This window comes from Leptospira ellinghausenii (assembly GCF_003114815.1).
GTDB lineage: Bacteria > Spirochaetota > Leptospiria > Leptospirales > Leptospiraceae > Leptospira_A > Leptospira_A ellinghausenii.
On record NZ_BFAZ01000010.1, the window covers coordinates 1 to 12,112 of the forward strand.

At 36.7% G+C, this 12,112-nt stretch carries 10 protein-coding genes and 1 pseudogene; 9 read left to right on the plus strand and 2 right to left on the minus strand.

The features are described from left to right. From DI076_RS20185 to DI076_RS16910, 8 genes are all read left to right on the plus strand, one after another. Positions 1-483, plus strand: a 483-nt coding sequence (locus DI076_RS20185) for a hypothetical protein (RefSeq protein WP_167396549.1), incomplete at its 5' end; no start/stop codon positions are given. Beyond that, a complete protein-coding gene (locus tag DI076_RS16885) occupies positions 458-805 on the plus strand; it encodes a hypothetical protein (RefSeq protein ID WP_167396550.1) in 348 nt (115 codons plus the stop codon). The genes DI076_RS20185 and DI076_RS16885, both read left to right, overlap by 26 nt. 112 nt (positions 806-917) lie before the next feature. Further along, complete coding sequence (locus DI076_RS16890; protein WP_245918526.1) at positions 918-1,655, plus strand: ankyrin repeat domain-containing protein; 738 nt, start codon at positions 918-920, stop codon at positions 1,653-1,655. Positions 1,656-1,704: 49 nt separating this feature from the next. Beyond that, positions 1,705-1,896 carry a hypothetical protein gene (locus tag DI076_RS16895; protein ID WP_135358397.1) on the plus strand — a complete coding sequence of 64 codons (192 nt, stop codon included), beginning with the start codon at positions 1,705-1,707 and terminating at the stop codon, positions 1,894-1,896. After that, positions 1,893-2,132, plus strand: coding sequence for a hypothetical protein (locus tag DI076_RS20360; protein WP_245918529.1), 240 nt, complete (start codon positions 1,893-1,895; stop codon positions 2,130-2,132). Before DI076_RS16895 ends, DI076_RS20360 begins: the two co-directional genes overlap by 4 nt. Positions 2,133-2,138: 6 nt before the next feature. Further along, positions 2,139-2,648, plus strand: coding sequence for a hypothetical protein (locus tag DI076_RS16900; RefSeq protein WP_245918531.1), 510 nt, complete (start codon positions 2,139-2,141; stop codon positions 2,646-2,648). 18 nt (positions 2,649-2,666) lie between these two features. Beyond that, entirely contained in the window at positions 2,667-4,673 is a 2,007-nt protein-coding gene (locus DI076_RS16905) for a hypothetical protein (RefSeq protein WP_108961048.1), read from the plus strand. Between the two features lie 242 nt (positions 4,674-4,915). Further along, a complete protein-coding gene (locus tag DI076_RS16910; protein WP_108961049.1) occupies positions 4,916-5,566 on the plus strand; it encodes a hypothetical protein in 651 nt (216 codons plus the stop codon). A 452-nt stretch (positions 5,567-6,018) separates the two neighbouring features. Here DI076_RS16910 and DI076_RS16915 read toward each other — a convergent pair. Further along, positions 6,019-6,474, minus strand: a pseudogene (locus DI076_RS16915) (zinc-binding dehydrogenase); the annotation flags it as partial. A gap of 424 nt (positions 6,475-6,898) precedes the next feature. Here DI076_RS16915 and DI076_RS16920 point away from each other — a divergent pair. Next, positions 6,899-10,942 carry a PAS domain-containing protein gene (locus DI076_RS16920; protein WP_167396551.1) on the plus strand — a complete coding sequence of 1,348 codons (4,044 nt, stop codon included), beginning with the start codon at positions 6,899-6,901 and terminating at the stop codon, positions 10,940-10,942. A gap of 67 nt (positions 10,943-11,009) precedes the next feature. On the opposite strand, the gene DI076_RS16925 is transcribed toward DI076_RS16920, so the two are convergent. Then, positions 11,010-12,032, minus strand: a complete 1,023-nt coding sequence (locus tag DI076_RS16925; protein ID WP_108961051.1) for a zinc-dependent alcohol dehydrogenase family protein — start codon at positions 12,030-12,032, stop codon at positions 11,010-11,012. Positions 12,033-12,112 lie beyond the last annotated feature (80 nt).

The following is a 12,112-nucleotide window of genomic DNA, read 5'->3' on the forward strand; positions in this document are numbered from 1 at the left end:
AGACTCAAATTGTTCCATATTGTTGTATTGTGCACAATACTGTCACAAATCAATTGTTACAAAATCACAAGTAGTTTCAAACGTGTTGTTGTTTCCAGACACTTACAAGAACCTGTTGACCCTCAGGCATTGACTATAGGTTCTAAGAGTGACTATCGAGTTTTCCAAAGAACACCTGTTTGGGATCTTGCATACGCGCTAGCTGTCGGAGATCTTGGGGAAGTGGAAGAACTCGCTAAAAAACACAAAGAAATCATTGATATCATACTGGAACATAGTGGAGATCCCAACCTTCATTCTCATATCAAGTATTCACATACAGACTATAACGGCTATTCGTATACAATCATGGGAGGATACTCTCCCTTATTGTATGCAAAGAATCTTGAAACCTTACAATTGCTTGTGGAGGCAGGGGGGAAATATCCATCATCAAAACAAATATGGTGGAAGTCTCTTGCTTGCAAAATATATGATCTATGATCGGCTGGATTTAGTTCTGTATCTTCTGGAACGTGGTGTCGATTACAAAGGGGTAATGTCTTACACCGGTGGTTCAAATTATGGTAAACCGAACGAGGAAAAGGTTTCACTCTTTTTGGTTGATAAGCTAAGATATAAAGTTTATGGGCTTGATACAAAATGGTACCAAGAAAAAATAAAGATCATTCGATTTTTGGCTTCCCAAGGCATCGATTATTGGAAAACTCCGATCCCTCAAACAATCATAAATAGAATTAGCGAGATGTCTAAAACCAACAACTGGTCTGAGAGGAAAAAAAATGAGTTTATCTCAAAGTATTAAATTGTTTCGAACCACCTCACTGGTGTTCCTTGTTCTACTTTCCTTTTTACTAGAAGGTTGTATTTGGACAAAAACCAAGTCCTATTATTTAAAACTAACAAAGTCGAATGTATTGGACAAAGAGGTTGATAAAAGTCGACTTATCCATTTAGATCCACGACAATTCCAAAACACACCCTTATGGGAATTAGCCAGGTCAATTTATCTCTATGATGACGCTCAGTTAGAAACGTACCTTTCCGAAAATAAATATGATTTGAATGTTCCAAACGATTTTGGCATTCCGATTTTAAGTATGGCAATTTTTTGGGACAGAGAAGGGGCGATACTTCCTTTGCTAGAACATGGTGCGAACCCCAATTTTAAATCGGAATTAAATCCACGGCCCCCTATACTTTTTGCCGCTGCTAGAAATTCCTCTATACTAAAATTACTATTGGAACATGGAGGGGATCCCAATGCAAAGGAAATTTATGATGAAAGTATGATCGACGAGAATCATCCACCTGCGACAGCATTGAGTGTTGCAGCAGAGGATGGGCATTTCAAAAGTGTAGAAATGCTTATTGCTCGAGGTGCTGATGTCAATTTTGGTCATGGTCGTGCCGTAGCCGCTTCAATTACGCATAATCATCTTAGTATTACTTACATGTTGTTACAAAATGGCTTTGATTTAAAAACTGAATTATATCCTACTACCTTTCGAGTTAAATCTATTCAAGAAAGAATGCAAATATATGAGCTAGACAGAAATACTCCTCGTTTTAATGAAAGAGACTTCAATAAGATCGTGGCTTTTCTCAAAGAAAAAGGGATTGTCTACCAACATGTGAAACCAAGTAAAAATTGATAAAATTTGCGATATGCAGTTTGAAAAAATTCTCGTGAAAACAAATGATATGATTCAACCCGGACAAACAATCTCAATCTCTAGTAACAGCGGTCGATCCATCGGAAATCCAGGGGATCAAACACATGTTGAGTTTAGTATTTATGAGAAAGATCCAATCACTGGGAAAATGGGATTTAGAGATCGAGTCCCAACTGAAGCTGATATTCCTCGCTTAAAAAGATTAGGATTGATCCAATGAAAAAAATTCTTTTAATAATAATCTTTTTCTTATATGTGATCAGTTGTAAAAAAGAAGAAAGTTTCTCAGATGTATCGAATCTTCAAAGTACGAAATTAAATTTGGAAAAAATTAAAGCAGACGTCTCAATATCTGAAGGTACGATATTACGAGTTTCAAAAAAGAACTTTGAGAAATTAGAAAGTTATGATTTGGAAGTTCTTTTAGAAGATTTTAACTTTTTTCTTAATAATTGAAATCCCTTGGTTCGTATCAATGGAATTGACAGTTCTTTAATTGCCTTGAATCGGTTTAATGATTCTACAAATTGGTTTCAGTTTTTTCTTGAAAATAATAAGTATGAATATGATATTCAAACTCATTCTTCTTTTGATTCAGCTGGCAGTAATTCAAAAGGTACCATTAAAGAAGTTAAATGTTCGAGTTACACTGCTACATTAATCAAATGTAAATTTTATTTCGAGACATCCAATCCTGAAAACGGAATGCTTCCGATGTCCTGGGCAATTGTGACAATCAAGGACCGAGCCTTAGTAAACGTGGAAGATGATTTAGGTGCTAGTTTTCTTGGATATATTGATACAGATGAGACGACTCCAGAACGGTATCTATCGAATCTCAAAAAAGCCCTAAAAGTGGCTGTGAAAGATCCAGAGATAGGTTTAAAGGATGTGCAGTTGCGCGGTTTTACGATAGAAGAATTGGATTTGTTAACCGATGGATTGGCGTCGCAGGTGAAGGCGGGGAAGTGAGAAACGATATTGCCACAAATGGTCCAAATGGACGAATTGAACTTCGCCGAACAAAACATCAACTCAGCTCAAGATCAAACACAAGCAACCAAAGATGCAAAGATCCAATTAGCAAAAAATGAAGGTTATATACGAGATCAGTTAAAAAAAGAAGGATTCAACGATTCGGATATTACAAAAAAACTAAATGAAATGGGACCTTCTGAAATCAACCAATTGGGTAATCGTATTAGCGAAGCAAACCAAATGCTCAAGGATAGAGAACTGCTTGCGAAGGAAAACTATACAGAAGACGAAATCAATGGTATGACTCCAGAAGATATAGCAGAGAAAGCCGCAAAAATTCGACAAGACCAAGTCTCCATCTTTGATAATTTTGCAGATGCTGGAGTTGCGTTAGGTGGGCTTCTTATGAGTGGTGGGGCAATCGCATTTGGTTTAGCAACTGGGAATTTCCCAAATACAAATCCGAATGCTCCGCAGAATCCAATCCCAACACTTCCAGTGGCTACTGAACCGAAGCCAACAAGAAAAGAGGAAGAGGGGGATTCGCATAATGATCTATACTCTGAGAAAACTAATGACTCCCCTCTCAGTGATTACACAATGGATAGCGGAAATGACGTTCTTTCACAGCCAGCGAAAGATGGTATTCTTAATATACTTGATGGATTCATTCCTGATTTTTCCCTACCAAATCTAGGTCTTGCTGATAACATATTGAATCAAATTGCTTCTTTGTTGGCCCGTGAAGGTTTAGGTTCTCCTATGGCAGGACCAACAGAGAAAACAAGTTTGATAAAACGAATACTCCCATCTCTAAGATTTTCTTTTACGAATTCTGGGAATGGAAATATTCCTGATGATTCTCTTTTCAGTAACAGAGGTGATACACATACTCGTGAAAAGAATAAATTTGGAGAATTTGTATTCACAAAAGATGAAGTAAATGCCTTCAACAAAAGTGATAAAATTAACATTTATGGTTATGAACTTGTTAAGAAGAATATTAATGGAACGGAATACTTTGTTAGAGAGAAGAATGGTGAATTGCAAGCTTTAATCATAAGAGAAGATGGACGTATCATGGAGACCAGTTTCCAAATCAATCGATCTATTTTTGGTACTAGCTATTCAAATGGGAAAATCAAAATTCTTGATGCGGTAGGTAAAGAAATCACGAGTAGCGTAAGCGGATACTATAATCCAAATATCACAGCAAGCGAAGCTTCTTTGAATTTAACTAAAATTGATGACTTAAAGAAAAATATTTTAGATGGATTTTCAAAGGATAGTCGACTAACTACAGAGAAAAAACTCCTCGAATTAAGGCTATTGGGAGCAGATACTTCGGATTTAGAAGGTGTTTTGACCAAAATGAGAGGTAAAGAAATTCCGTTAAAAGGAGCTGCTCTCGTTGAATTTGAAGAGTATAAACGTATGCGTGAGAAAAAGCCTTTATGGGATGAACCGGCTGGCGGGTATAAAACATCAACTGAAGCTCTTTCTTCTGTGAAAATAACTAAGTCAAAAGAAGAATCGAATGCTGAATATTTCAAAAGATTAGGAAACGAAATCCGGGAAGCATCCAAAACTGTTGATCTATCTAATCAACAGAAATTGAATGAACATTTGGCTAGTGTGGCTAAAATGCTAGGATCTAATTTGGATGGAAAAATTGGATATTCAACGGGAGAAGAAGTAAATAATATTCCAGGAGTAAATACTGTCGGATCGGACGGTTTTAGACAGATAGATAACACTGATTGTATTCGTTGGATTGGTGGAGTATTCTCTGCTGCTGGATATACTGGCTTTGGTTCCTTTGCTAATCTAAATACGAACACTTATTTACTCACTGATGATGTTGATCGCATGAATAAAATGATTTCTGATAAGCAAGCTCATGGGAACGGAGTGGAGTATTTAAGACAGGCATCAAATTTATTAGAGAGGACAAGTCCACTCATCGAAAAGGATGTTGGAAAGCAGAAAAAAACGATGGTTTTAAAGTTCCTGATTTAGAAGTTGGTCAAATTGGAATAACAAGAAAGCCTGTACCTAAAGACGGTCCGATGAAATCGGACCATGTGTATATGATTATAGATAAGAGGTTAAACGAAGAGACTCGTCAATTTGAATAGTTGATTTCTGAGAGTTATGAACCTCATGGGCCAGTAACCCGATGGATCAGTCATCCCGGAACGTATCTTCATCGCAGTGAATTTTATAAGGTAAAACCACAAGATCAATAGGAGATATTCTATATGAGGTTGCATACAGAGGTTCTTATAAGATTTTTAATTACTATTGTCGTGCTATCTTTTTCTTGTAAAGAATATATAGCACAACCTAAAAATGAGTTTGAACGGATCAAAACTGAATGTCCTAAAATCGTTCAAGGTGATTTTTATTGGGGGAAGCCCTGTGTAAAAGAAAAACAATCACTCACTTGTGTGAAAGCTTTAAATGAGATTAAAGCAAAAGGAATTGAAGCTTACTTTTTTGGAAAGACATGGGATATCGGCGATTATGGAATGAAGTTTCATATAGATCAAAAGGGTATAATTAAAATTGTAGATCATGGTCCTGATGGTACAATAACGGTCTGGAATCAAAAAGGGAAAATCTATCGTAAAGATGATATTTACTTTTTTGTAAATCCTATTGATCGACTGGGGACGAAAACTGAACAATTTATAATAAAACGTATTGACTGTGAGATAAATAATTTGAATGTCGAAAGGCAAGGAAGCTTTATTTATTTTACATTTGCAAATAATGAGATAAAAGTTTTACGTCATTCCGTAATTGACAACACACCGGTGTATGGGGATTCAAAAACTTTTGTTTTAGCAGAAACGACAAAGCCCATCAAGACATTAGAAGTTTGGCATAAAATATCTTTATTCCTTTGAGTGTAAGTTCAGGGGATAATACTTTTATTAAGATGATTGCAGAATTAACTTCGCAAGCGATATTCCAGCAGAGAACACGGGAGCGAGAATTCAAGCAAACTATTGGTTTGAAATGGTTGGTGCTTAAAACAAATCCAATCTTAACCAAGTGAAGTTTCTCTCACGGTGGCGTGGCCATGGATGGCCGTAGCTCACGAGTCGAAACAGGAAGTTCCGCAGGCAAGGAGTGAGGGATACTGAACGTCAAAGTACTCAGTGAAATTGATGAGCTTCCTGAGTTAAAAGGGAAACGGAATCCGTATTAGGATGGGTGTAAGGTGGGTCTTTGCTTCTGGCAGGAAGAGAAAAGGCAAAGATCCATTTGCCCCAAATGAAAAATAGCAGAAGGATCGCTTAACGAGGATTAGAACAGTCACAATAACAGTAACCGGGACACTGAGTCCATCGAAGTGTCACTCCCAACTCACCACCACTTTCCCAAAATGTTTCCCTGTTTGAAGGTATTCTAAGGCTTCCGGAACTTCTTTCCAACCGAACACTTTGTCCACGACAGGTTTCATTTTGTTTTGTTCGATGGCTCGGTTCATGTGAACAAAGTCACTACGGCTTCCCACAATCACCCCTTGTACTTTCACACCTTGCATGAGGATGGGATAGAGTGATAAACTCGACTCACCACCAGCAAGGACACCAATGAGGGCAATGGTCCCGTAGGGTTTCACACTCATAATCGACTTTTGCATAGTGCCAGCACCACCCACTTCAATGATGAGATCCGCCCCTGCCATTTTGGTATGTTATCGGACATCCCGTTCCCAATTGGATTTTGTACTGTAATTGATGGTTTCATCGGCACCTAAGGTTTTGGCACGAGCCAGTTTTTCATCACTTGAGGAAGTCGCAACCAATGTAGTAACCAATAAAAATTCAATTAATTTCAAGCAAACTAGAAAGGCGGAATCAATGGGGTGAGTCACTTTTAAGGAACGATTGTCATGATTATCTGATATTTTTCGTTTAATAAGTCTGGTAGTAGATTCTAAAATCTATGATCAAAATAATTTGGTGAATGGAGCTAACGATTCGATGAGCTCACTAGAAAGGAAAAGTCAAATTGATAGATTGGTTCGCATCATTTCGTCAGTTTGCGAGGTATCGAATGTTGCGATCATCAAATTCAATCAAGTTAATAAAAAATTAGTCTCTAAATATGGGTTTCACCTTCTAGAGGAAGAAGAAGTTCTTTCCTTATGCCAATCCTTGGAAACAAATAACAAAGTATCTACTCAGATTTTGGAAAAGCTAAACCCAGACTTCTCTGACAAACCAAATTTGATTCCAACTCCTTTCTTTGATTCAATCTCAATGGATTCTGCTAAAGGACAGTGGTTTGGAAAACTATATCTAATCGATTTTCAAAAAGAAATACATCCAATTTCTCCAAACAAACAAGAATCTCTTCACTTATTATTACAAGAAATTGTTGGCATAATCGACACTTCTGATTTTCAATTCTCAGAGAAAGTTCCTTCACCAATATATGAGCATGAATTTGCAAATCAGTTATTGGCTAAAATGGCAGATGGGTTTTCAGTCATTGATTCAAATGGCAAACAAATTCTAGTGAACCAAGCCTTTCTTGGTATGACTGGTTATTCTGAGGAAGAACTAATTGGTCAATTTCCACCTTATCCATACTGGCCAGAAGAAGAACTTGAAAAGATTAACTTGGCATTTACAGAAACATTCACCGCACAAAAAGGAAATTTTGAATTAGTCTTCAAAAGAAAAAGTGGTGAAAGATTCCCAGTTGTGCTCTCGATTGGGACATTAAAAAATTTTGCAGGTAAGACTGATGCATTTTTTGCAAATATAAGAGAAATCACAGATCAAAAACGCAAAGAAAACCAAGTTACAATCGCTTACAAAGAACTAGAAGATATCACAGAAGCAGTAAATGAAAATTCATTAGTCTCGGTTACAGACAAAAATGGTATTTTAATCAAAGTAAACCAAAAGTTTTGCGAATTATCTGGATATTTAGAAACTGAATTAATCGGGAAAAATCACAATATTCTAAATTCAGGGTTCCATAGTGCTGAATTTTGGCGAGAACTATGGAAAACAATTTCACAAGGAAAATATTGGAAAGGCGAAATCAAAAACAAAACAAAAGATGGAAAGGAAATTTGGGTTTCTTCTGTTATCAAACCAATTCTCGATTCCAAAGGACAAATTGTTCGTTATTTATCGATTCATCAAGACATTACAGATGTAAAACTTGCGGAAGTTGCACTGGAAGAGAGCAGATCACGTTATGCATCGATTGTTCAAGTATTACCAGATATTATTTTTCGCGTGAGTAAAGATGGAGTCTATTTGGATTATCATGCAAATGATGTGACAAATTTAATTTTACCACCTGAAAAGTTTTTAAATAAATCAATCCTAGATACATTGCCAGAATTTCATGCGAAACAAGCACTTGAAAAAATAGAGGAAACATTAAGAACCAATAAGTTAGTTACATATGAATATGAATTAGGCGAAGGCAACCAAACTCGTTATTGGGAAGGTCGAATGGTACCAGCTGGTAAAGAGGAGGTATTATTCATTGCAAGAGATATAACAACAAAAACGATCGCATTAAAAGAATTAGAGAGAAATAAAAGTTTTTTAGCTCAAACGAATCATGTTGCGAGAGTAGGTGGTTGGGATTACAACAATCTTACAGGTGAAATCACTTGGTCAGACATCATTTGCGAAATTCATGAACTACCGCATGGTTTTATACCAACTTACAAACAAATGGCCGATTTTTATACAATCGAAAGTTGGTCCAAGTTGGAAAAATCTATTCATCTTGCTATGACAGAAGGAACTCCTTATGACATGGAGTTACAAATCAGAACATCAAAAGGCAAATTGTTATGGGTTAGAGCCATCGGAAATGCTGAAATAAAAGATCAGATTTGTGTTCGATTATTTGGAGTATTACAAGATATAGATATAGAAAAGAAAAACCAGTTACGAATTCAAAAGAGCGAAGAGTCATTAAGACGTGCACAACAAATAGCTAAAATGGGTAGTTGGGAATTGGACTTAAAGACTAATCAAGTTGTTTGGACAGAAGAGTTATATAATATCTATGGATTCGATCCATCAAAACCTCCACCTCCATATGAAGAACAAATGAAATTATTCAAAACTGATAGTTGGGGTATGTTAAAAAGTGCACTAGATAAAACAGCTAAAACAGGAGAACCGTATGAATTAGAACTCGAGACAATCCAAAAAGATTCTAATAAAGGTTGGATGTGGGTCAGAGGAGAAGCTGTAAAAGAAAAGGATAAAATCATCGGACTTAGAGGGATGGCACAGAATATCACGGATAAAAAACTTCGTGAAGAAAAAATCATGGAAACTTCTCTTCGTCTGGATCTCGCAACAAAAGCGGCTAACGTTGGAGTATGGGACTTCGACATAAATGAAAATCGACTTATCTGGGATGACCGGATGTATGTTATTTATGGAATAACTCGTGAGTCTTTTACAGGAGTGTATGAAGCTTGGAAATCCGTTCTTCATCCAGAAGATATAGAAAGAGTTGAATCCGAACTCCAAGAAGCATTGCTTGGCCATCATGAATTTAATACTGAATATCGAATTTTCTGGCCTGATGGATCATTACATCATATTCGTGCATCCGCGATTGTTATATGGAACAATGCTGGTAAAGCCACTAGAATGATTGGAGCGAATTGGGATATTACGATGGAAAAATTATTCCAAGAATCTCTAAAATTAGCAAAAGAAGGAGCAGACAGGGCAAATAAAGCTAAAAGTGAGTTTCTAGCGAATATGAGTCACGAAATTCGAACTCCACTCAATGGAGTAATTGGTTTTACGGATCTCCTAAAAAGTACGGATTTAACTCCTATTCAAAAACAATATGTAGACAATGCGATTATTTCTGGACAGGCATTGTTGGAGATTATCAACGATGTACTAGATTTCTCAAAAATAGAAGCAGGTATGTTGCATCTGGAAATTATTAAAACAGATCTTCTTGACCTGGCTGAAAAATGCATAGATATTATAAAATTCTCCGCATCCAAGAAAAACATAGAAGTGATTCTGGATTTTGATTTTAGTATGCCAAGAATTTGTTTCACCGATCCGGTCCGTCTCAAACAAATTCTTACGAATCTATTAAGCAATGCTGTAAAGTTTACTGAATTTGGTGAAGTTGAATTAAGAATTAACTTTGAATATATAAATGAGAAAGAGGGGAAGTATAAATTTTTTGTTCGAGATACTGGAATTGGTATTACCGAAGAACAGAAAAATAAGTTATTCAAAGCCTTTACACAAGCGGATACATCCACAACGAGAAAATTTGGCGGAACTGGTTTAGGATTGGTAATTTCAGAAATGATTGCAAATAAATTCAATAGTACAATTATCCTGGAAAGTGAACCTGGTGTAGGATCAACATTTTCATTAGAAATTCATTCTGAAATAGTGTTAGGTGAGGTAAATGGTTTTAAGAAAATTGATACATTCAAAAAATGTTTAATCCTGGAAGATAATGATAAATGTAGGATGATTTTGGAGCGTATGATGTCATTATTCCGAATAGATTACGAAACTGCTCCATCTGTTTCTTCAGCTCTCCAAAAAATAAAAAATTCAGGTCCGTTTGATTTGATGATATTTAATTATGATCTTCCTGAATTTAAAGCCCTTGATGGATTAACTTCCATTAAGGAGATTTCTATTTTAAACAAAGAGAAATTAAATATGATACTGATGCAATCAGCATCTAATGAGTTTTCCTTAAATGAAGAATTGCGGAATCTAGGCATTGGTTTAAGTTTACTAAAACCAATTAAGTTAAGAGAGTTATACAATTATTTATACATGGGAAAAATCAAAAATGATGATTCTATTCCCTCTAATATTGCTGAAAATTTAGAACTCAATCATATTAACAAATTTGGTACTGTGTTGATTGTTGATGATATTGCCTTAAATATTCAATTACTTAAAATGATTATTAAGAAAATTACACCGAACCTCAAAATATATGAAGCTAGCAATGGCGCGGATGCCGTTGACACATACAAAAAAATTCTACCTAATTTAGTTTTTATGGATGTTCAGATGCCTGAGATGGATGGTTTTGAAGTCACAAAGAAAATTCGGGAATGGGAACAATCTCAGGGAATTCATTGCCCCATAGTTGCATTAACTGCTGCTGCATTCCGAGAAGATGAAGAAAAGAGTATCTCTGCTGGAATGTCGGGATTCATCACAAAACCCATTGCTTCAATTGAGATTGAAAAAATATTAAGTAGGAATCATCTTTTATAACTTCTGGTAAAAATTCCTAAAACTAAGTTGATAAATAATTTGATTTTCAAATTTTTTACTTAACCACTCACTCCCAACTCACAACCACTTTTCCAAAATGTTTGCCTGTTTGTAGGTATTCTAAGGCTTCCGGAACTTCTTTCCAACCGAACACTTTGTCCACTACAGGTTTCATTTGGTTTTGTTCGATGGCTCGGTTCATGCGCGTAAAGTCACTACGGCTTCCCACAATCACCCCTTGTACTTTCACACCTTGCATGAGGATGGGATAGAGTGATAAACTCGACTCACCACCAGCAAGGACACCGATGAGGGCAATGGTCCCGTAAGGTTTCACACTCATCATCGATTTCTGCATGGTGCCAGCACCACCCACTTCAATGATGAGATCAGCCCCTGCCATTTTGGTATGTTTTCGGACATCCCGTTCCCAATTGGATTTTGTACTGTAATTGATGGTTTCATCAGCACCTAAGGTTTTGGCACGAGCCAGTTTTTCATCACTAGAGGAAGTGATGATGACACGAGCACCCATCATCTTGGCAAATTGTAGGGCAAATAAAGAAACTCCACCCGTGCCAAGGCAAAGTACGTCACTTCCAGGTTCGATCCCACCAAAATTCACTACCGCATTATAAGCGGTAAGGCCAGCACATCCAAGGGTTGCGGCTTCTTTGTCGTTTAAGTGGCTTGGGGTTGATACAAGTCCTTCTTCGGAAAATTTTCCATAATGCGCCAAACAACCGTCATTTGGCCCACCTAAGGTCGAACGCAAATTGTCCATATTGGGTGCTCCATCTAACCACTTTTGGGCAAAGATAGGAAGGACTCGGTCTCCTTTTTTCCAGAGTGTGACCTCAGATCCAACAGCTTCCACAACACCAGCACCATCCGAACAAGGGATGAGTGGGAGTTTTTGCCTTGGGTTGTAAGTCCCTATCACCATTAAATAATCACGATAATTCAGTGAAGTCGCTGTTAGGCGAACAAGTACTTCTTTGGGTGCAAGTGTTTCTGGTATTTCACGATCTGTTTCTTTTAAATTTTGGATCCCAAAATTGCCTTGGATTTCCCATACTTTGTTTCCCATCAAAACTCTACCCACTCAAATTGAAAATTCACTCGTCAGATATTCACCGCAGGTTTTCCTTTGTCGAGTGGGAATTGAAG